The 20013-nt window shown below is 74.5% G+C and carries 18 protein-coding genes; 7 read left to right on the forward strand and 11 right to left on the reverse strand.

Annotated features, from left to right (window positions below; all coding sequences use genetic code 11):
- Positions 1-165: 165 nt before the first annotated feature.
- The 4 genes from CUT44_RS30780 to CUT44_RS30795 all read right to left on the reverse strand — a co-directional run bounded on the left by CUT44_RS30780 (position 166) and on the right by CUT44_RS30795 (position 5340).
- Complete coding sequence (locus tag CUT44_RS30780; RefSeq protein ID WP_100205197.1) at positions 166-1737, reverse strand: leucyl aminopeptidase; 1572 nt, start codon at positions 1735-1737, stop codon at positions 166-168.
- Positions 1738-1916: 179 nt separating this feature from the next.
- Positions 1917-2774, reverse strand: a complete 858-nt coding sequence (locus CUT44_RS30785) for an adenosylcobinamide-GDP ribazoletransferase (RefSeq protein ID WP_100205198.1) — start codon at positions 2772-2774, stop codon at positions 1917-1919.
- Positions 2775-2809: 35 nt separating this feature from the next.
- The gene (locus CUT44_RS30790) at positions 2810-3946 is read right to left on the reverse strand and encodes a nicotinate-nucleotide--dimethylbenzimidazole phosphoribosyltransferase (RefSeq protein WP_100205199.1); all 1137 of its coding nucleotides are present in this window, start codon (positions 3944-3946) and stop codon (positions 2810-2812) included.
- Between the two features lie 149 nt (positions 3947-4095).
- The gene (locus CUT44_RS30795) at positions 4096-5340 is read right to left on the reverse strand and encodes a bifunctional adenosylcobinamide kinase/adenosylcobinamide-phosphate guanylyltransferase (RefSeq protein WP_100205200.1); all 1245 of its coding nucleotides are present in this window, start codon (positions 5338-5340) and stop codon (positions 4096-4098) included.
- A gap of 130 nt (positions 5341-5470) precedes the next feature.
- Here CUT44_RS30795 and CUT44_RS30800 point away from each other — a divergent pair, with 130 nt between their 5' ends.
- Positions 5471-5683 (forward strand): hypothetical protein, encoded by a 213-nt coding sequence (locus tag CUT44_RS30800; protein WP_100205201.1) that lies wholly within the window; start codon positions 5471-5473, stop codon positions 5681-5683.
- A 66-nt stretch (positions 5684-5749) separates the two neighbouring features.
- On the opposite strand, the gene CUT44_RS30805 is transcribed toward CUT44_RS30800, so the two are convergent.
- The 3 genes from CUT44_RS30805 to CUT44_RS30815 all read right to left on the reverse strand — a co-directional run bounded on the left by CUT44_RS30805 (position 5750) and on the right by CUT44_RS30815 (position 8670).
- On the reverse strand, positions 5750-6820 hold the full coding sequence (locus CUT44_RS30805) for a S1C family serine protease (protein WP_100205314.1): 1071 nt from the start codon (positions 6818-6820) through the stop codon (positions 5750-5752).
- 433 nt (positions 6821-7253) lie between these two features.
- Positions 7254-7961: a class I SAM-dependent methyltransferase gene (locus CUT44_RS30810; protein WP_100205202.1), complete on the reverse strand. Its 708-nt coding sequence runs from the start codon at positions 7959-7961 to the stop codon at positions 7254-7256.
- Between the two features lie 106 nt (positions 7962-8067).
- Complete coding sequence (locus CUT44_RS30815; protein ID WP_100205203.1) at positions 8068-8670, reverse strand: DUF3043 domain-containing protein; 603 nt, start codon at positions 8668-8670, stop codon at positions 8068-8070.
- A gap of 232 nt (positions 8671-8902) precedes the next feature.
- Here CUT44_RS30815 and CUT44_RS30820 point away from each other — a divergent pair, with 232 nt between their 5' ends.
- Together CUT44_RS30820 and pspAA are read left to right on the forward strand one after the other, a co-directional pair.
- Positions 8903-9730: a PspA/IM30 family protein gene (locus CUT44_RS30820; RefSeq protein WP_100205204.1), complete on the forward strand. Its 828-nt coding sequence runs from the start codon at positions 8903-8905 to the stop codon at positions 9728-9730.
- Between the two features lie 115 nt (positions 9731-9845).
- Positions 9846-10163: a PspA-associated protein PspAA gene (pspAA, locus tag CUT44_RS30825; protein WP_100205205.1), complete on the forward strand. Its 318-nt coding sequence runs from the start codon at positions 9846-9848 to the stop codon at positions 10161-10163.
- 56 nt (positions 10164-10219) lie between these two features.
- Here pspAA and CUT44_RS30830 read toward each other — a convergent pair whose 3' ends face one another.
- Together CUT44_RS30830 and nadA are read right to left on the reverse strand one after the other, a co-directional pair.
- A complete protein-coding gene (locus CUT44_RS30830) occupies positions 10220-11113 on the reverse strand; it encodes a GNAT family N-acetyltransferase (protein WP_100205206.1) in 894 nt (297 codons plus the stop codon).
- Between the two features lie 85 nt (positions 11114-11198).
- Positions 11199-12473 (reverse strand): quinolinate synthase NadA, encoded by a 1275-nt coding sequence (gene nadA, locus CUT44_RS30835; protein WP_408646825.1) that lies wholly within the window; start codon positions 12471-12473, stop codon positions 11199-11201.
- A gap of 211 nt (positions 12474-12684) precedes the next feature.
- On the opposite strand from nadA, the gene erpA reads away from it, so the two are divergent.
- The gene (gene erpA, locus CUT44_RS30840; RefSeq protein ID WP_100205208.1) at positions 12685-13041 is read left to right on the forward strand and encodes an iron-sulfur cluster insertion protein ErpA; all 357 of its coding nucleotides are present in this window, start codon (positions 12685-12687) and stop codon (positions 13039-13041) included.
- A gap of 99 nt (positions 13042-13140) precedes the next feature.
- On the opposite strand, the gene CUT44_RS30845 is transcribed toward erpA, so the two are convergent.
- Positions 13141-14733 (reverse strand): hypothetical protein, encoded by a 1593-nt coding sequence (locus CUT44_RS30845; protein ID WP_100205209.1) that lies wholly within the window; start codon positions 14731-14733, stop codon positions 13141-13143.
- A 200-nt stretch (positions 14734-14933) separates the two neighbouring features.
- On the opposite strand from CUT44_RS30845, the gene CUT44_RS30850 reads away from it, so the two are divergent.
- Positions 14934-15908, forward strand: a complete 975-nt coding sequence (locus CUT44_RS30850; protein WP_100205210.1) for a carbohydrate kinase family protein — start codon at positions 14934-14936, stop codon at positions 15906-15908.
- A 37-nt stretch (positions 15909-15945) separates the two neighbouring features.
- On the opposite strand, the gene CUT44_RS30855 is transcribed toward CUT44_RS30850, so the two are convergent.
- Positions 15946-17409 carry a cysteine desulfurase/sulfurtransferase TusA family protein gene (locus CUT44_RS30855; protein WP_100205211.1) on the reverse strand — a complete coding sequence of 488 codons (1464 nt, stop codon included), beginning with the start codon at positions 17407-17409 and terminating at the stop codon, positions 15946-15948.
- Between the two features lie 291 nt (positions 17410-17700).
- On the opposite strand from CUT44_RS30855, the gene ctaC reads away from it, so the two are divergent.
- Positions 17701-18678: an aa3-type cytochrome oxidase subunit II gene (gene ctaC, locus CUT44_RS30860; RefSeq protein ID WP_332888299.1), complete on the forward strand. Its 978-nt coding sequence runs from the start codon at positions 17701-17703 to the stop codon at positions 18676-18678.
- Between the two features lie 3 nt (positions 18679-18681).
- Positions 18682-20013: cytochrome c oxidase subunit I (locus tag CUT44_RS30865; protein ID WP_100205212.1), on the forward strand; the 1332-nt coding region annotated here is incomplete at its 3' end.

The raw sequence follows: 20013 nt of genomic DNA on the forward strand, positions 1-20013 counted from the left end.
CCGGGCGGGACGCGAACGCCCCGCGCCCTTCCCGGCCCCCGCCACCGGGGCCCGCGCGGTGGACCGCGGAGAGGGCGGTGCCCGGGCACACAAGTGTGCCCGGGCGCCGCCCTCTTCCTCTTCCCGCGGTCTTCCCGCGGTCCGCTCAGCGCCGTCCGGCGGCGCTCACACCACGTCCCCGTCCGCCACGCGCTCGGCGAGGCGGACCAGGGTGCGCACCGCGGAGCCGGTGCCCCCCTTGGGGGTGTAGCCGAAGGGACCGGACTCGTTGAAGGCCGGACCCGCGATGTCCAGATGCGCCCAGGTGGTGCCCTCGGCCACGAACTCCTTCAGGAACAGCCCGGCGACCAGGCCGCCGCCGGCCCGCTCTCCCATGTTGGCGATGTCGGCGACGGGCGAGTCCATGCTCTTGCGCAGTTCGGCGGGGAGCGGCATGGGCCACGCCTGCTCGCCGGCCTCGCCGGCCAGCTCGTGGAGGGCGCCGCGGAACGCGTCGTCGTTCGCCATGATCCCGAAGGTGCGGTTCCCCAGGGCCAGCACCATCGCGCCGGTCAGGGTCGCCACGTCCACCACCGCGTCGGGCTTCTCCTCGCAGGCCCGGGCCAGGGCGTCGGCCAGGACCAGCCGGCCCTCGGCGTCGGTGTTGAGCACCTCGACCGTCCTGCCGCTGTACATGGTCAGGACGTCGCCCGGCCGGGTCGCGGTGCCGGACGGCATGTTCTCCGCCAGCGCCAGCCAGCCGGTGACGTTCACCCGCAGGCCGAGCCGGGCGGCGGCGACCACGGCGCCGAGGACGGCGGCGGCGCCGCTCATGTCGCACTTCATGGTCTCGTTGTGGCCGGCGGGCTTGAGCGAGATGCCGCCCGAGTCGTAGGTGATCCCCTTGCCGACCAGGGCCAGGGACTTCTTCGCCTTGGAGGCGGTGTAGGCGATCCGCACCAGGCGGGGCGGATTGGCCGAGCCCTGGCCGACCCCGAGGATGCCGCCGTAGCCGCCCTTGGCGAGGTCCTTCTCGTCCAGCACCTCCACCGTCAGCCCGTGCTCCTTGGCCGCGGCCTGGGCGGCGGCGGCGAAGGACTTCGGGTTGAGGTCGTTGGAGGGGGTGTTGACCAGGTCCCGGGCGCGGTTGACCTCGGCGGCCAGGACGCCGGCGCGCTCGGCCGCGGCCTTGTGGGCCTTGTCGCGCGCCCCGGAGCCGAGGACGACGACCTCGGCGAGGGGGGCACCGCGGTCCTTGTCCCCGCCCTTCCGCGCCTTCCGGTCCTTGCCGGCCTTCTCGGTTTTCCCGGTCCTGCTGTCCTTGCCGCGGTAGGCGGTGAAGGCGTACGCGCCCAGCAGGGCTCCCTCGCAGACGGCGGCGAGGGCGGCCGGGTCCCCGGCCGGGAGCGCGAAGCCGGCCTTCCCGGTCCCGGCCAGCGCGCGGGCCGCCGCACCGGCGGCGCGGCGCAGCGCCTCCGGCTCGTACGCCCCGTCCTCCGACGGGGCGGCACCGAGTCCGACCGCCAGCACCAGGTCCGCCTTCAGCCCGTCCGGGGCGGGCAGCTTGACGGTCTCACCCTCGCCGCCCGAGGCACCGAGGGTCTCCAGGGTGGCGGCCAGCGAGCCGCCGAACGCCTCGTCCACGGCCTCCCCGCCGGGGGCGACCACGGGGCCGTCGGGACCCTTGACGACACCGACGACGACGGCGTCCGCGCGCAGCGCCGCGGCGGACGAGGTACTGAGAGTGAGAGCAGACACGGTGGTGGGAATCCCTCTTCTGTCGGCAGGCCGAGTTGGTGTGCTCGGCTTCGGGCACGGGCCGAGCCTACGCGGCGGCCCGGGTGGGGACGGTGGGGGTGCCGGGCGACACGGAACCGGCCCGCCGGTACGGGGACCGGCGGGTGTACGGACGTCCGACCGGAATTGTGCGGGGGGTGTTAACCCAGTGCAAGCACCAGCAGGGCGGTGGTGAAGGAGGTTTCGGCCAGGGCGCCGAAGACGTCGCCGGTCACCCCGCCCAGCCGGCGGCGGCAGCGGCCCAGCAGCAGTTCCGCCGCGCCCAGCGCGATCAGCACCGCGGCGGCGTACCGCACTGCTCCGTACGGCCCCCACAGCGCTCCCGTCCCCGCCGCCGCCAGCACCGTCACCGCGGCCGCGGCGGCCGCGTACCGGTGCGGCACCACGCCGGCGACCGCCGCGCCCAGCCCTCCGGGGCGTGCCGCGGGGACGCCCTCGCGGGCGGCGAGGGCGAGCGCCGTACGGGAGGTCGTCGCGGCCACCGCGACGGCGGCGGCGCCGTACGCCCAGCCCGCCGCGTACAGCTCGGCGACGGCCGCCACCTGCGCGAGCAGGACCAGGAGCAGGGTGACGGTGCCGAACGGGCCGATGTCGGAGCGTTTCATCACGGCCAGCGCGTCCGCCGCCGGGCGTCCGCTGCCCAGTCCGTCGGCAACGTCCGCCAGGCCGTCCAGGTGCAGCGCCCGGGTCAGGACGGCGGGCACCGCGAGGGTGAGGACCGCGGCGAGCAGGGCACCGGCGCCGAGCAGCAGCGCGACGGCCCCGAGCACCGCCGCGCACAGCCCGACCACCGCTCCGGCCAGGGGCGCGCACGCCATGCCGCGCCGGGCGGCGGCCCGGTCCCAGCGGACTCCGGACACCGGCAGCACGGTGAGGGTGCCGAAGGCGAAGCGCAGCCCGTCCAGCAGCCGCCCGGCCGCTCCCTCCGGCCCGCGGGCGGGCGGCGGAGGCGGCGGTCCCGGGGGCGGCGGCGGTACGGCCGGCGGTGTGGTGTTCATCGCGGCGCAGGCTACCCGGCGGCGGTACCGGCCCGTCAGGTCGCGTCGAGCGCCTCCGCGGCACCGGGCCGCCCGCCGTCCTGTCCGGAGCCGCCCGCACCGTCCGCACCGTCCGGCTCCGCCGCCCGCACCGGCAGTTCGGCGGCCAGCGCCGAGGCGGCCTGGACCAGGGGCAGGGCGAGCAGCGCGCCGGTGCCCTCGCCGGCGGTGACACCGTGGTCCAGCAGCGGGTCGAGCGCCATCCGGTCCAGTGCCCTGGCCTGCGCGGGCTCACCGCTGGCCTGCCCGGCCAGCCACCAGTCCGGGGCCCGGAACGCCACCCGCTGGGCCACCAGCGCGCACGCCGCGGACACCACACCGTCCAGGACGACGGGGGTGCGGCGCACCGCCGACTGGAGGAGGAAACCGGTGATCGCGGTCAGGTCCGCGCCGGCCACCGTCGCCAGCAGCCGCAACTGGTCGCCGAGCGCGGGCCGGGCGCGGCGCAGCCCGTCCCGGACGGCGGCGCACTTGCGCATCCAGGCGAGATCGTCGATGCGCCCGCCGCCGCGTCCGGTGACCACGGAGGCGTCGGTGCCGCACAGGGCGGCCACCAGCACTCCGGCGGCCGTGGTGCCGCCGACGGAGATGTCGCCCAGGAGCACCAGTTCCGTACCGGCGTCGGCCTCCTCGTCGGCGATCGCCATCCCGGCCCGGAAGGCGCGCTCGGCCTCCTGGGCCGTGAGACTGTCCTCGATGTCGAGCCGGCCGCCGGACCGCCGTACCCGGTACCGGGTGACCTCCTCCGGCAGCCCGTCCGGGTCGCAGTCCAGCGACATGTCGACGATCCGCAGCGGTACGCCGAGCCGCCGGGCCAGCACCGCCGCCGGGCTGGTGCCCTCCAGCGCGGCCCGCACCAGGGCGTGCGCGCCGCCCGCGGGACGGGCGGAGACGCCCAGCGAGGCCACGTCGTGGTCCCCGGCGAACAGCAGGACCTTCGGCCGCGAGACCGGCTCGACGGGGACCCTGCCCTGCGCCGCCGCCAGCCATTCGCCCAGCTCGTCCAGCCGCCCCAGGGCCCCGGCGGGCAGCCCGGTGCGGGCCCGCCGCTCCTCGGCGTCCCGGCGGACGCCGCTGTCGGGACGCTCGATGAGGTCGCCGAAGTCGTCGAGGTTCAGGCTGCCGTCGCTCATACGGCCGACACTATCGCCCCCGCACGGCGCTCCGTCCGCCGTCCGACGTCCCCCTCGCCCGGTACTCGCCCGGTACTCGCCCGGTACTCGCCCAGTACTCGCCCAGTACTCGCCCGCTCCCCGCCCGGCCCCGCGGCCGGGGAGCGGCCTCAGCCGCGCAGCGGCAGGGCGGTGCCCGCCGTGACCAGCAGGACGTGCTCGCACTCGGCCGCCACCGCGGCGTTCAGCCGGCCCAGTTCGTCGCGGAAGAGCCGGCCCGCCGCGGTGGCGGGCACGACCCCCGAGCCGACCTCGTTGCTGACCGCGACCACCGTGCGGGTGGCGGCGCGGAAGGCCGCGACCAGTTCGGCGGTCCGGCCGGCCAGCGCGCGGGCGGCCTCGCCGGAGCGGCGCCGGTCCTCGTCCCAGCAGCCGGCCGAGTCCATGGCGTCGGTCAGCCACAGGGACAGGCAGTCGATCAGCAGGGGCGGGGCGTCGGGCGCGGTGAGCAGCGGCACCAGGTCGCAGGTCTCGGCCGTGCGCCAGGAGGCCGGGCGGCGCGACCGGTGGGCGGCGACCCGGTCCGCCCATTCGGCGTCACCGTCCCGGGTGCCGCCCGTCGCCACGTACAGCACGCCGGGGAAGGCGGCCAGCCGCCGCTCGGCCTCGGCGGACTTGCCCGAGCGGGCGCCGCCCAGCACCAGGGTGCGCCGCGGCAGATCGGGAACCGCGCGGTAGTCGCCGACCACCGCGGTGGTGCCGTCCGGCACGGTGCGGGCCCCGGCCGCGGCCAGCCGCCGGCGCAGTTCGGGGCCGGGCGGGACACCGTGGTCGATGTGGACGGCCAGCACGTCCGTGGTCGGGCCGACGGCCCCGGCCGCCCGCAGCCGGGCGAGCGCGTCGGGTCGGCCGAGGACGTCCAGGAGCACCAGGGAGTACGGCGCGGCCGGTGCGTACGGCGCGCCCGGCGCGCCCTCCCGGAGCGGGGAGCCGGGCAGCCCGGCGGGGCCGGCGCCCGGCGGCAGGTACAGCAGTCGTTCGCCGTCCGGGCCGCCGATCTCGTATCCGGTGCCCGGCGCGTCCAGTGCCACCGCCCGTACCCGGTGACCGCTGATCAGCGTCAGCCTCCGGCCGTCGGCCACCCGCACCGGCGCGGGAAGCCCGGGCGGCACCTCCTGCGCGGGGCCGTCGTGGGGGTGGGACAGCAGCAGTTGCCGCACCCCGTGCAGGGTCCGGCCCGCGCGGGCGGCTGCCAGGGCGGGGCCGGGCGTCAGATCGAGCAGCAGTACGTCGTCCACGAGCAGCGCGGTCGCCGCCCGCGCGTCGGCGCCGACTGCGGTCGCACAGGCCGCGCAGGGGCAGCCGGGCCGGGGGAGACCGGCGGGCGCGCCGGTGCCGAGCAGAGTGAGTTCCACGGCACGATCGTCTCGTGTCGGCCGGACCGCCGCGCGAGCGGCACTAGTCTGCGGCCGACTGGACAGGATCAAGGACACACGACAGGCGGCACCCGGCACCCGGGCGCCGGCAGACACCGGGGAGGCGCACATGGCGTGGACGTGGCGGTTCGAGAAGGCCGACGGCACACAGACGGAGCCGGCCGTCCGGCCGGAGGAGTTCACCACCCAGGGCGACGCGGAGAGCTGGGTCGGCGAGAACTGGAGGGAACTGCTGGCGGGCGGCGTCGAGCGGGTGACGCTGCTGGAGGACGACACCGAGATCTACGGGCCCATGAGCCTGCGCGCGGCGGAGGAGAGCTGACGAGCGGGGGGAACCCCCCGGGCGGGGCGCACCGGCGAAAGCCGGTGCGCCCCGCCCGGGGGCCGCTCAGCGTTCGCCGAGGGTGACCGTGACGGTCCGCTCGTCCCCACCGCGCCGGTAGGTGACCTCCACCTCGTCGCCCGGTTCCCGGGAGGCCAGGGCCTGCGCCAGCGCGGTCACCTGCGGGGTGTCGGTACCGCCGATCGCTGTGATCACATCACCCTCGCGCAGCCCGGCGTCGTCCGCCGCGCCGCCGTTCTCCGTCTCCACCACGGCGACCCCGGCGGGCTGGTAGTCGTCGCCGAGCACGGTGCGCACCGTGGCCTCGAGCGCCGCCTCGTCGGAGTCGCGCACCTCGCCGTGCTCGATCATCTGGTCGGCCAGGTGGCGAACGGTGTCGGAGGGGATGGCGAAGCCCAGGCCCGGTGCCGTACCGCCGCCCTGCTCGCCGGCGGCCAGGGTGGGGACGCCGATGACCCGGCCGGAGAGATCCACCAGGGCGCCTCCGCTGTTGCCCGGGTTGATCGGCGCGGAGGTCTGGATCAGGTTCCCGAGGGTGGCCTCGGCACTGCCCTCGCTGAGCGAGCGGCCGGTGGCCGAGACGATGCCCTCGGTGACGCTGGAGGACAGCCCCAGCGGGTTGCCCATGGCCAGCACGATCTGGCCGACTTCCACCTCGGAGGACTTCCCGAAGGTCGCCGGGCGCAGGTTGCCGGGCGGGTCGGTCAGCTTCACCACGGCCAGGTCCTCGTCCGGATAGCTGGCCACCAGTTCCGCCGCCAGATCGTCCCGGCCGGTGGCCAGGGTGACCCGGAACCGTTCGGCTTCGCCCACCACATGGGCGTTGGTGACGATGTGGCCCTCCTCGTCGTAGACCACACCCGAGCCCAGCCCCTGGCCGGTGGTGACCTGGACGACGGACGGCAGGACCTGGTCCACCACCTTCTGGAAGGCGTCCTGCAGTGCGCCGGCCTCCCCGGGCACGGCCACGGAGGCGCTGGGGGAGGGCGCGCCGTCCGAGTCCTCCCCGTCGGGCGCCTCGGAGCCGCTGCCGGTGCACCCGGCGAACAGGACCGCCGCCGCGCACAGGGCGGCGGCGCCCGCGCGGAGCCTGCCGCGCCCGTGGGAGGGAGACATGGTGGGACGCCCCTTTCCGTCGGTTTCCCGGCCGGGCCGGGCCATCACGCCTTCGGCGTCCTCCGGGTTCCCGTCGGAGCCGCCGGAAAACGTACGGCCGGGAGGCGGCCGACGGGCGGGACGACCGGCCGGTGAGGTGTGGTGCGTCCCGTCCCGCCGCGGTGCGGGGGCGCCGGCTCACGGGGCGTGTACCGGCCGGGAGGCCGCCTCGTCCGGCCGGAGCGGCCGGGGCCGACGCGATCACCGCCGCCGCCCGGCCACCGGCCCGGCCCGGGCGGGGACCGCTCACCGGCGGCGGGTACGGGCAGGCTGCCGGGGGCGGTGATCCGGCACCGCCTTCCGGCCCGCGCCGTCCGTGCCGTCCTGCCCTGCCCTGTCCTGCCCTGCCTTGCCCGGTGCCGGTCAAGGCCCGGGGCCGGACCCGGGCCCGGGCTCAGTCGCGCACGGCGCACAGGTGCAGCAGCGCGGCCACCGCGCGGTACGGGTCGGTGCGTCCGGCCCGTTCCTCGGCGGCCAGCAGCAGCTCCCCCTCCTCGCCTCCCGGAAGGGGGGTGCCGGGAGCGGTGAAGACCTGCACCCCGTACCAGCGGTGCAGCGGGGTACTCATCCCGGCCAGACCGGCGGCCAGGGCGTCCCGGCGCAGGGCGCGGTCCGCGGGGGCGAGGCGCTCCAGGGCCCCGGCCCAGTCGCCGGCCAGCCCCGGGCGCATGGCCGCCGCCTCGGTGTTGGGCACCACCAACGACAGCAGCCCGCCGGGGGCCAGCACCCGGCCCAGTCCGGCGAGCAGCGGGCCCGGCTCGTCCCCGGGGGCCGGACCCGTGTGGCAGAGCACCACGTCGAAGGAGCCGGGCAGGAAGTGGGCGCCGGTGTTGCGGCTGTCCTCGTGGATGACCCGGGTGCGCTCCCGTATCCCCTCGGGCTCCTCCAGCAGGGTACGGCGCACCGCGTCGGCCAGCTCCTGGTCGGACTCCAGCCCGGTCACCCGGTGCCCGGCCCGGGCCAGACGCAGGGCCTGGTGGCCGTCGCGCACCGCCACGTCCAGTACCTTCAGGCGCCGCCCCACGGGGAAGCGGGCGGTGATCTGCTCGTCCAGTTGCCGGGTGATCAGCAACTGGCGCAGGCGGTGTCCATCGGTGTCCATCGGTGTCCGCAGGGCTCCGTCAGCGTCTGTCAGTGCGTGCCGCCGGCCGTGCCGGACGCGGCCGGCACCTGGCCGTCGGGGGTGGCTGCCCGGAGGTCCGGGCCGCTCAGCGGCGCGGCGCCTCGCCCCGGGCGATCTGCGGCTTGGGCAGTCGCATACGGCGCATCTGGAGGGTGCGCATCAGCGCGTACGCCACGGCGCCCCGCCGGCTCTCGTCGGGGAAGCGCTCGCGCAGCTGCCGCTTGAGCCGGAAACCGGTGACGAGGGAGTCGGCGACGATCATCACGATGACGCCCAGCCACATCAGCAGGGATGCGTTCTTGACCGCGACCGAGGGCACCATGCTCAGGACCAGGATCAGCACGGCCAGGGGCAGGAAGAACTCCGCCATGTGCCATTTGGAGTCCACGAAGTCGCGCACGTAGCGCCGTACCGGTCCGCGGTCGCGCGCCGGGAGGTAGCGCTCGTCACCGCCGGCCAGCGCCTCGCGCTGCCGGGCCAGTTCGGCGCGGCGGACCTGGCGGGCCCGCTTGGCGGCCTCCTTGCGGGAGGACGGCGGCTTGACCACGGCGCGGCGCAGGGCCTCGGCCTCGCTGCGCCTGGGCGTGGGACGGCCCTTGGGTGCCTGCGGGTCGCGTCGCTGCGCGGTCGGCTCCGCGGTCTCCCGGGGGGCCGCGGCCTGATCGTCTTTGGAACGGCTTCGGAACACAGTGCCAAGAGTACGGGGCGGCCAGGTGTGGACCCCACCCCCACGGGGAACGATCCGGCAACGGTGGGTCGCCGGGCTCCCTACTTCCTGGGCGGGAGGGAGCCGAGCGCCGATCGTCCTGGAGGAGGAGCACATCCGGGCCCGGACAGTGCGGTAATAGAGGCAGGGCCCGTAGTGTGGGACCTGTCGATGTGCGAGGCTCAGTCCGTCATGAAGGGGGCGCGCGAAGCCCATGAGCGGTGTCATGAAGCGTATGGGGATGATCTTCCGCGCGAAGGCCAACAAGGCTCTGGACCGGGCCGAGGACCCACGCGAGACACTCGACTACTCCTACCAGAAACAGCTCGAACTGCTGCAGAAGGTACGCCGCGGCGTCGCCGACGTGGCGACCTCGCGCAAGCGTCTGGAGCTCCAGCTCAACCAGCTCCAGGGGCAGTCCGCCAAGCTGGAGGACCAGGGCCGCAAGGCGCTCGCCCTCGGCCGTGAGGACCTGGCCCGCGAGGCGCTGTCCCGCCGTGCCGCCCTCCAGCAGCAGGTGACGGATCTGGAGCAGCAGCACCAGACCCTCCAGGGCGAGGAGGAGAAGCTCACCCTCGCCTCCCAGCGCCTCCAGGCCAAGGTGGACGCCTTCCGCACCAAGAAGGAGACGATCAAGGCCACCTACACCGCCGCCCAGGCCCAGACCCGCATCGGCGAGGCGTTCTCCGGCATCTCCGAGGAGATGGGCGACGTGGGCATGGCCATCCAGCGGGCCGAGGACAAGACGGCACAGCTCCAGGCCCGGGCCGGGGCGATCGACGAACTGCTCGCCTCCGGCGCGCTCGACGACCCGAGCGGGATGGCCAAGGACGACATCGCGGCCGAGCTGGACCGGATCTCCGGGGGTACGGACGTCGAGCTGGAACTCCAGCGCATGAAGGCCGAGCTGTCGGGCGGTTCCGGCGCCGACCGGCAGGCCATCGAGGGCGGCCAGGAGCAGGCCCAGCAGCCCCAGACCCAGCAGGCGCAGCAGCCCCAGGCCCAGCAGGCGCCGGACACCTCCCGGTTCGACAAGCAGTAGCCCGGACGGGCGGCGGCGGGCACACCGGGAGCGGAAAGCCGGGGGTGGGGGGCATCACCTCCGGCACACCGGGCACCGGGCCGGAGGAAGCAGGTCCTTCGGGAAGGAGAGCGTCGTGATCGTGCGAATCATGGGCGAGGGGCAGGTCGTCCTCGACGACGGCCATCTGCCCGGGCTGAACGCGCTGGACGACGAGCTGCTCGAGGAGATGGAGCACGGCGACGAGTCCGGCTTCCGCCGCACGCTGAACGCCCTGCTGGACGCCGTACGGTCGCTGGGCACACCGCTGCCGGACGACTCCCTGGAGCCCTCGGAGCTGATCCTGCCCGCGCCCGGGGCCACCCTCGAAGAGGTGCGCGCCATGCTGGGGGAGAGCGGGCTGTTCCCCGCCACCGGCAGCCCCGCCACCGGCACCATCGCCGACCCCCGCTGACCCGGCCCCGCTGACCCGGCCCCGGCCTCCCGCCGCGCCGCCCGCGCGGCGGTTCCTCACAGGAACGCGGCGGAGGGGATGTACGGCGTCGGCGGCCGCATGCCGCGCAGGCAGACGTAGCCCGCCGTGCCCACCTCCAGCCCGGCGGCCAGCCCCACGTCCACCGCCCACTGCTGTTCGGCGGTCAGACTGTGGACCAGCACCGCACGGCCCTCGCCGAGGACGCCCAGGGCGGCGGTCAGCAGCCGGGTGGCCAGCCGCCGGGAGGTCGCGGCCAGCAGCTCCACCCCGCCCGCGGCCCCTTCCTCGCGCACATAGCAGTAGCCGCTGCCGGTGAAGTCGTCGGTCACCAGCAGCCGGGTGTGGCGCAGCAGTTCCTCGTGGTCCGGCCCGTGGGCGCCGCCGCGCAGCCGCCGGTCCACCGAGTCCATCAGGTCCCGGTCGCCGGGCCCGCCCCCCGCCACCACGCCGTCCGGGACGGGCAGGCGCTTCACGGAAACCGTTCCGGTCAGCCGCATCGCCGGGTGCAGTTCGAGGCCCGCCCGGCGGCAGACACGGGCGGCGGCCGGATGGGGCGTGCCGCCGCACACGATGCCGCGCAGACAGGCCCGGCCGTGGTCCATGGCCCGCCGCAGCAGGGCGGTCCCCACGCCCCGGCCCTGCGCCTCGGGGCGCACCGCCAGCAGCGACAGGCCCCAGGTGCCCTCGCGCCGGGTGGACAGCGCGGCCCCGACCGTACGGCCCGCGGCGTCCTCGGCGAGCCAGCACCCTCCGGGATCGGTGCGGGCCAGATGCCGGATGTGGCTGTGCCACCGCCCGGCGTCGGGGTCGGCGGGAAGGGGCAGGGGCGGCCCGCCGCCGGTGCCGTCCGCGGCGGTGCGGGCGGCATGGGCGGCGGACCGTACGGCTTCGGCGTCCTGGCTGGAGTCGCGGACCGGGCGCAGCAGCATGCCGACCATCCTGGCCGACCGCCGTGCGCCCGGTCACGGTCTTTCGATCAACAAGCCGGTGAGCCCGGTGAGCGCGGCCCCGCCGTCACGGCAGGGCGAGCATCTGCTCCAGGGCCAGCTTGGCGAACTTCTCGGTCTCCGGGTCGACCTGGATGCGGTTGACCACCCGGCCGTCGGCCAGGGACTCCAGGGTCCAGACCAGGTGGGGCAGGTCGATCCGGTTCATGGTCGAGCAGAAGCAGACCGTCCGGTCGAGGAAGACGACCTCCTTGCCTTCGGGCGCGAAGCGGTTCGCCAGGCGCCGCACCAGGTTGAGCTCGGTGCCGATCGCCCACTTCGAGCCGGCCGGGGCGGCCTCCAGGGTCCTGATGATGTACTCCGTGGAGCCCACGTGGTCGGCCGCCTCGACGACCTCGTGGCGGCACTCGGGGTGCACCAGGACGTTGACGCCGGGGACACGCTCGCGCACGTCGTTCACCGAGTCCAGCGAGAAGCGGCCGTGCACCGAGCAGTGGCCGCGCCACAGGATCATCCTCGCGTCCCGCAGCTGCCCGGCGGTCAGCCCGCCGTTCGGCTTGTGCGGGTTGTAGACCACGCAGTCCTTGAGGGACATGCCCATGTCCCGTACGGCGGTGTTGCGGCCCAGGTGCTGGTCGGGCAGGAACAGCACCTTCTCGCCCTGGGAGAACGCCCAGTCCAGCGCGCGCCTCGCGTTGGAGGAGGTGCAGATGGTGCCGCCGTGCCGGCCGGTGAAGGCCTTGATGTCGGCGGAGGAGTTCATGTACGAGACCGGGACGGTGGTGCCGGCGACGCCCGCCTCGGTGAGCACGTCCCAGCACTCGGCGACCTGCTCGGCGGTGGCCATGTCGGCCATGGAGCACCCGGCGGCCAGGTCGGGCAGGACGACCTGCTGGTGGTCGCCGGTGAGGATGTCGGCGGACTCGGCCATGAAGTGCACGCCGCAGAAGACGATGTACTCCGCCTCCGGGCGGGCGGCGGCGTCCCGGGCCAGCTTGAAGGAGTCGCCGGTGACGTCCGCGAACTGGATGACCTCGTCGCGCTGGTAGTGGTGGCCGAGCACGAAGACCTTCTCGCCGAGCCGCTCCTTCGCCGCGCGGGCGCGCTCGACCAGGTCCGGGTCCGACGGGGCGGGCAGGTCGCCGGGACACTCCACACCGCGTTCGCTGGCCGGGTCGGACTCGCGGCCGAGCAGGAGCAGCGCGAGCGGGCTCGGGCGTACGTCGAGTCCGTCCGCGGGCGCCGTGGCGGAAGGTGCGGTGGGAGAGGGCTGGGCGGTGGTCACAGCACACACCCTTTCGTCGGATTCAGCGGGTCTTTTCGTCGTTTTGACGCTATCCATCATAACCGGTTCGTGTCACTTTGACGATGCCGATCGCGTCGATGTGACGCATCCCCGGTCGCGCGTTTCGGGAGCGTCCGGGAGTGACCCCGGGGTACCGGGTGTGCGAGCATGAAAGCCGCGACAGACATGCCCGGCCCGGAATGAAACCGGGAGGCCGCTTGTTGCGGCAGGCGGCAAGAGCAGTCCGTACAACCCGGGAGAGAAGCAGATGTCCGTATCGGACAAGACCGCTGTGACGACTGACGGAATCATCCTGTCCGACACCGCCGCGGCGAAGGTCAAGAGCCTCCTCGAGCAGGAGGGCCGCGACGACCTGGCCCTCCGGGTCGCCGTCCAGCCCGGTGGCTGCTCCGGCCTGCGATACCAGCTCTTCTTCGACGAACGCTCGCTCGACGGCGACGTCGTCAAGGAGTTCGACGGCGTCCGGGTCGTCACCGACCGGATGAGCGCCCCGTACCTCAACGGTGCCTCCATCGACTTCGTCGACACCATCGAGAAGCAGGGCTTCACCATCGACAACCCCAACGCCACGGGCTCCTGCGCCTGCGGCGACTCCTTCAGCTGAGCCGGCCGGCCGCCGCTCCGGCGGCCCACCGCGCCGACGACGAGGGCGGCGGTCCCGGGGATCCGGGACCGCCGCCCTCGTCGTCGGCGCGGTGCGCGGCTACTCCCGCGACCGCCGGTCCGGGTCGCCCTCCGGCAGCGGCTCGCCCTCCGCGTCGAGGATCCTCCGGTCGCCCACCGGCTCCTCCAGCGTGACCTTCGCGGTCATCTCCCTGGCGATCAGGATGCAGGGCCGCTCCGGGGTCCTGGGGCGCTCGGTGATCCGCACCGTCACCGTCTCCGCGCCCTCCTTCGCGGACACGTCGTAGCGGTGGCACACCCCGCCCCAGAAGTGGACCGTGAGCGTGCGGTCCCCGGGCGCGTACTCCTCGACGTACCGCGCGGTCCGCGGTGACTTCTCCGGCTCCTGCCCCGGGTCGGCCGGCGCGGCCGTGCCGCCGTCACCGCCGGGGTCCCCCGAGGGCGGGGCGGACGGGGCCAGGAACTCCGGCTCCACCGCCGGATGGGCCACCGTGTACGGGTCCCCGCCGGCCGGTGCCGCCTCGAACAGCCAGGACGGCACCAGGACCGGGCGGCCCTGCGACAGGTACGCCGACAGTCCGAACACCGCCTCCGTCACCTTCACCGGCTCGCGCTTCCCGGGCTTCCCGGACGGGCCGCAGGGCTCAGGGGCCCCCGGCTCCAGGGTGGCGCCGTCCGCCGGACCGACGGCGCCGGGCCCGTCCGCACCGGGCCCGGGGCTGCCGGAGTCCGTGGTGCCGGAGCCCGGGGAGCCGGGGGTGACGAGCGGCTTCTCCGGCGCCTCCCGCGGAGAGCCCTCCGCCAGGGCCTTCCGCTCCGCAGCGCCCCTGTCCGGAAGATCCGGGAGGGGGGCGCACAGCAGGCCCGGCCTGACCCGGCCGCTGCGTTCGTTGAGCGCGGCGAGGGTGTCCTCGGCGCTCAGCACCGGGTACTCGTCCCCGGTCTTCCGCAGCCCGCCCAGCCGCCCGCTGCCCTCGCTCACCGCTCCCGGACGGCCGAGGTGGAGCTCGGTCGTCCAGCCGTCGACGGGCAGCCCGTCCTGCCGGGGCTCGATGGTCACGGTCCGGCCGGTCCTCCCCTGCGGGCCGAGCTCCAGCTCGGTGTCCTCGAAGCCGAGGGCCTCGGCGACGGGGGCGGCCACCTCCTCGGCCCGCTCCCCGGAGACGCCCGGGGCCGCAGAAGGGGGAACCGGTCCGTGGAACGACCAGGTCCCCGTGCCGGCGTCCACCGTGAGCGTCCGGCTGCCGGAGCCGCCGGCCGTCCAGGTGCCGTCCTTCTCGCGGAGTTCGCCGTCCACCTCCAGCGCCTTCGCCAGCTCGGCGGCCCGCTCCCGGCCGATCTCGCCCGCGGGCCGGTAGGCCGGTGCGCTCCCGGGCCCGTCGGGCAGCGGCACCGCCGCCTTGTAGACGGGGCCCCCGCCCCGGGCCGGTGCGGCGGGGGAGTCCCCCGGCTCCGCCGCGGTCCGCCGCTCGCCGTGGCCGCCGTAGCCGTCCAGGACCAGCGGCCTCGGCCTGTCCCCGGCCTCCTGCCGGGCGTTCTCCCCGCCGTCGGAGGCGGTCGAGGCCCAGTACGCGCCGCCGCCCCCGGCGAGCAGGACGGCGAGGGCCACCGAGACGGTCGTCAGCCGGTGCCGCCGCGGCCGTGCGGCTTCCGTGGTGTGGTCGGTGCTCACCGCATCGCTCCTTCGCTTCCCTGCGCTCGCTGTGCAACAGTGCCGACAGTGCCCGCCGTCCCGTGCCGCGTGCCGCCGCACGGGCGGGGACGCCGATGGGACGGAGCCGGGGCGCGGACGGTTCCCCGGGCGGCGACCGGAGGAAGTAGCGTGGTGCTGCCCGCCGTCCCACCCGACGACCCGACCAGGAGCAGCCCGCCGTGCGTATCGCTGTCACCGGCTCCATCGCCACCGACCATCTGATGACCTTCCCCGGCCGCTTCGCCGACCAGCTCGTCGGCGACCAGCTCCACACGGTCTCGCTGTCGTTCCTGGTCGACACGCTCAACGTCCGGCGCGGCGGGGTCGGCGCGAACATCAGCTTCGGCATGGGCCAGCTCGGGGTGCGCCCGGTCCTCGTCGGCGCGGCGGGCGCCGACTTCGGGGAGTACCGCGCCTGGCTGGAGCGGCACGGTGTGGACACCGAGTCGGTGCGCATCTCCGAGGTCCTGCACACCGCGCGCTTCGTGTGCACCACCGACGCCGACCACAACCAGATCGGCTCCTTCTACACCGGGGCGATGAGCGAGGCCCGGCTGATCGAGCTGAAGGCCGTCGCCGACCGGGTCGGCGGCCTGGACCTGGTGCACATCGGGGCGGACGACCCCGAGGCGATGATGCGCCACACCGAGGAGTGCCGCACCCGCGCCATCCCCTTCGCCGCCGACTACTCCCAGCAGCTCGCCCGGATGGACGGCGAGGAGATCCGCGGCCTGACCGAGGGCGCGGCGTACCTGTTCACCAACGAGTACGAGGCCGCCCTGGTGGAGTCCAAGACCGGCTGGAGCGCCGAGGACATCCTGGCGAAGGTCGGCACCCGGGTCACCACACTGGGCGCGCGGGGCGTGCGCATCGAGCGGGCGGGCCAGGAGCCGGTCACCGTGCCCTGCCCCCCGGAGGAGGGCAAGGTCGACCCGACGGGTGTCGGCGACGCCTTCCGGGCGGGCTTCCTGTCCGGCCTGGCCTGGGAGCTGGGTCTGGAACGGGCCGCGCAGCTCGGCTGCATGCTGGCCACCCTGGTGATCGAGACGCTGGGCACCCAGGAGTACGAGCTGCGGCGCAGCCACTTCCTGGAGCGCTTCACCAAGGCGTACGGCCATGACGCGGCGGCCGAGATCCGGGCCTGTCTGTCCTGAGCCCCGCGGGGGGCCGGTCCGCGGGGGAGCCGGACGGTCAGACGAGGCGGCGCACCCGGTGGGCGTGGCCGTCCGAGCCCAGGTACTCGTGGCCGCGCATCCCGCACCAGGCCGGCACGTCCAGCCGGGCCGCCTCGTCGTCGGCGAGCAGCAGCACCGTGCCGCCGACCGGCACCCGGCCGATCACCCTCGCCAGTTCGATGACCGGGACCGGGCACCGCTTGCCGAGTGAGTCGACGGTGAGCGAGGGCGCCCCGGCCGCCTCCCGCGGCTCCTCCGGCTCCGCCTCCCCCGGCTCCGGAGGAGCCGCGGGAGGCGGGCCCGCGGGCTGCGGATCCGACGCGGCGGGCGCGGCGAGCCGGTCGCGCACCTCCCGGACCACGTCCGGCAGCACCGCCAGGAAGGCGTCGACGTCGGCCCCGGCCGTGCCCGGCGGCAGCGAGACGCGGATGTTGCCCTCCGACAGCACCCCCATCGCGCGCAGCACATGGCTGGGCGTCAGGGTGCCGGAGGTGCACGAGGAGCCCGAGGAGACCGAGAACCCGGCCCGGTCCAGGGCGTGCAGCAGGGCCTCGCCGTCCACGTACAGGCAGGAGAACGTCACCAGGTGGGGCAGTCGCCGCACCGGGTCGCCCACCACCTCCACGTCCGGCACCAGTTCCGGCACCCGGGCGCGGACGCGGTCCACCAGGGCGCGCAGCCGTACCGCCTCGGCGTCCGCCTCGGCCCGCACCGCCCGCAGCGAGGCCGCCGCGGCGACGATCGCGGGCAGGTCGGCGAAGCCGGGCGAGCGCCCCGACTCCCGCTCGTCCACCGGGGGCGGCGGAGCGAACCGCACTCCCTTGCGCACCACCAGCAGCCCCACCCCGCCCGGGCCGCCCCACTTGTGCGCGCTGGCCGCCAGCAGCGACCACCCGCCGGGCACCGGGCCCCAGGGCAGTGACTGCGCGGCGTCCACCAGCAGCGGCACCCCGGCCGCCGCGCAGCGCTCCGCCACCTCGGCCACCGGCTGTTCGGTGCCCACCTCGTGGTTCGCCGACTGCAGGCAGGCCAGTGCGGTGCCGTCCCCGGGTGAACCGCTCCCGCCGGTGCCGCGCAGCCCGGCACCGAAGGTCTCGGCGCTCACCCGTCCGGCGCGGTCCACGGGGATCTCCACCACCGTGCCGCCGTCCGCCTGATGGGCCTGCGCCGCGTGGAGCACGGCCGAGTGCTCCACCGCGGAGACCACCAGGGTGCGGCCGGCGCGCCGCCGTCCGGCCAGCGCTCCCGCGATGCCGGTGTGCAGTGCCCGGGTCCCCGAAGGGGTGAAGGACAGTTCGTCGGGGCGGCAGCCCACCGCTTCGGCGGCCGCCTCGCGGGCCGCGTCCAGCAGGAGCCGTGCCCGGCGGCCCTCGCGGTGCAGCCGGGCCGGGTCGGCCCAGCCCTCGTCGAGCGCGGCGAGCAGCGCCTGCCGGGCAACCGGGTGGAGGGGAAGGGAGGAGGCGGCGTCGAAGTAGGGCACACCGGCACGCTAGCCGTTCCGGCCGGAGAGGCGGAGGGCAGCGCTGCGGACAGTCCCGCGGACGGGCTCCGCGGAAGGCGCCGCAAGGCGGCGGAAGCACCGGTTCCGGCCCGGTGGCACTCCATCGGCGGCCCCCGCGGCGCGTTGGGTACCCTCCCCGCGTGCCCCTGGAAGGCGTCGAGTAGGGTTTGGTCCGCATAAACATCCAAACCCCTGCCCGTGCCGGGGCCGGAGCCCGACCACAACGGCCGAGCCCGGGCCGAGCGGGCGAGACTCTCGGGAAGGCGCTACGTGAGTCCCAACGGCTCGGACCTCCCCCACCGCCCGAAGGGCGTGGGCGGTACCCCCATGCCGCGGCGCCCGATGCGGCGGAAGCTGCCGCAGGCGCTCGCCGCGGGCCTGGTCCTGGCGACCGCGACCGGTTGCACATACAAGGACTTCCCCCGCCTCGGTATGCCCACCCCGGTCACGGAGGAGGCGCCGCGGATCCTCTCCCTGTGGCAGGGCTCGTGGGCGGCCGCGCTCGCCGTGGGCGTCCTGGTGTGGGGTCTGATCCTGTGGTGCGTCATCGTCTACCGGCGGACCAGGACCAAGGTCGAGGTACCTCCGCAGACCCGGTACAACATGCCCATCGAGACGCTGTACACGGTGGTCCCGCTCCTCATCGTCTCGGTGCTCTTCTACTTCACCGCCCGGGACGAGACGAAGCTCCTGGAGCTCTCCGAGAAGCCCGACCACGTGATCAACGTGGTCGGCTACCAGTGGAGCTGGGGCTTCAACTACCTCGAGGACGTGGACGGTGACAACTCCACGTCCAACCTGGACTCCATCGAGCTGGAGGGCGTCCCGGACGAGATGCTGGAGCCCGTCCCCGAGGGCGCCGAGGGCGTTCACGTGGTGGGCACCCCGGCCGACGAGAACCCGCAGACCGGCAACCCCGGCCCCACGCTGTGGCTGCCGAAGGGCGAGAAGGTGCGGTTCATCCTGACCTCCAGGGATGTCATCCACTCCTTCTGGGTGGTGCCGTTCCTGTTCAAGCAGGACGTGATCCCGGGTCACACCAACCAGTTCGAGGTGACCCCCGACAAGGAGGGCACCTTCCTCGGAAAGTGCGCCGAGCTGTGCGGCACCGACCACGCCCGGATGCTGTTCAACGTCAAGGTCGTCTCCCCCGAGCGCTACCAGCAGCACCTGGAGGAGCTGGCGGAGAAGGGCCAGACCGGCTACATCCCTGCGGGGGGACCCCGCCAAGAACGAGAAGGCCAGTAACCCGTGAGCATCCTCAACGAACCCCGGGGTGCCGCCGCCACGACGGCCGAGTCGGCGGACACCCCCGCCCCCCTGCGCCGGCAGGAGCGCGGCAACCGTGTGATCCAGTGGCTGACCACCACCGACCACAAGACGATCGGCACGCTCTACCTGGTCACCTCCTTCGTCTTCTTCTGCATCGGCGGCGCCATGGCACTGGTCATGCGTGCCGAACTGGCCCGCCCGGGCCTGCAGATGATGTCGAACGAACAGTTCAACCAGGCGTTCACCATGCATGGCACGATCATGCTGCTGATGTTCGCCACCCCGCTGTTCGCCGGTTTCGCGAACTGGATCATGCCGCTGCAGATCGGCGCGCCCGATGTGGCGTTCCCGCGGCTGAACATGCTCGCCTACTGGTTCTACTCCTTCGGCTCCCTCATCGCGGTGGCCGGCTTCCTCACCCCGGGCGGCGCCGCCAGCTTCGGCTGGTTCGCCTACACCCCGCTGAGCAACGCCGTCCACAGCCCCGGGGTCGGCTCCGACATGTGGATCATGGGGCTGGCGCTGTCCGGCTTCGGCACGATCCTCGGCGCGGTCAACTTCATCACCACGATCATCTGCATGCGCGCGCCCGGTATGACGATGTTCCGGATGCCGATCTTCACCTGGAACGTGCTGCTGACCGGTGTGCTGGTGCTGCTCGCCTTCCCGGTGCTGGCCGCCGCGCTGTTCGCGCTGCAGTCGGACCGGACGTTCGGCTCCCACATCTTCGACCCGTCCAACGGCGGCGCGCTGTTGTGGCAGCACCTGTTCTGGTTCTTCGGGCACCCCGAGGTGTACATCATCGCGCTGCCGTTCTTCGGCATCGCCTCGGAGGTCATCCCGGTCTTCAGCCGCAAGCCGATCTTCGGCTACATCGGCCTGATCGGCGCGACGATCGCCATCGCGGGCCTGTCGATCACCGTGTGGGCGCACCACATGTACGTCACCGGCGGTGTGCTGCTGCCGTTCTTCGCCTTCATGACGTTCCTGATCGCGGTGCCCACCGGAGTGAAGTTCTTCAACTGGCTCGGCACGATGTGGAAGGGCTCGCTGTCCTTCGAGACGCCGATGCTCTGGACGATCGGCTTCCTGATCACCTTCCTGTTCGGCGGTCTGACCGGTGTCATCCTGGCCTCCCCGCCGCTGGACTTCCACGTCTCCGACAGCTACTTCGTGGTGGCGCACTTCCACTACGTGGTCTTCGGCACGGTGGTCTTCGCGATGTTCGCCGGCTTCCACTTCTGGTGGCCGAAGTTCACCGGGAAGATGCTCGACGAGCGGCTCGGCAAGATCACCTTCTGGACGCTGTTC

Source organism: Streptomyces carminius (assembly GCF_002794255.1).
Classification (GTDB): domain Bacteria; phylum Actinomycetota; class Actinomycetes; order Streptomycetales; family Streptomycetaceae; genus Streptomyces; species Streptomyces carminius.

Coding starts and splice junctions, on each gene's coding strand:
- CUT44_RS30805 (WP_100205314.1), bottom strand. CDS start 6,820: ATGTCTCCCTCCCACGGGCGCGGCAGGCTCCGCGCGGGCGCCGCCGCC.
- CUT44_RS30800 (WP_100205201.1), top strand. CDS start 5,471: ATGGCGTGGACGTGGCGGTTCGAGAAGGCCGACGGCACACAGACGGAG.
- CUT44_RS30830 (WP_100205206.1), bottom strand. CDS start 11,113: ATGCTGCTGCGCCCGGTCCGCGACTCCAGCCAGGACGCCGAAGCCGTA.
- CUT44_RS30820 (WP_100205204.1), top strand. CDS start 8,903: ATGAGCGGTGTCATGAAGCGTATGGGGATGATCTTCCGCGCGAAGGCC.
- CUT44_RS30785 (WP_100205198.1), bottom strand. CDS start 2,774: ATGAACACCACACCGCCGGCCGTACCGCCGCCGCCCCCGGGACCGCCG.
- CUT44_RS30790 (WP_100205199.1), bottom strand. CDS start 3,946: ATGAGCGACGGCAGCCTGAACCTCGACGACTTCGGCGACCTCATCGAG.
- CUT44_RS30810 (WP_100205202.1), bottom strand. CDS start 7,961: ATGGACACCGATGGACACCGCCTGCGCCAGTTGCTGATCACCCGGCAA.
- nadA (WP_408646825.1), bottom strand. CDS start 12,473: ATGGATAGCGTCAAAACGACGAAAAGACCCGCTGAATCCGACGAAAGG.
- erpA (WP_100205208.1), top strand. CDS start 12,685: ATGTCCGTATCGGACAAGACCGCTGTGACGACTGACGGAATCATCCTG.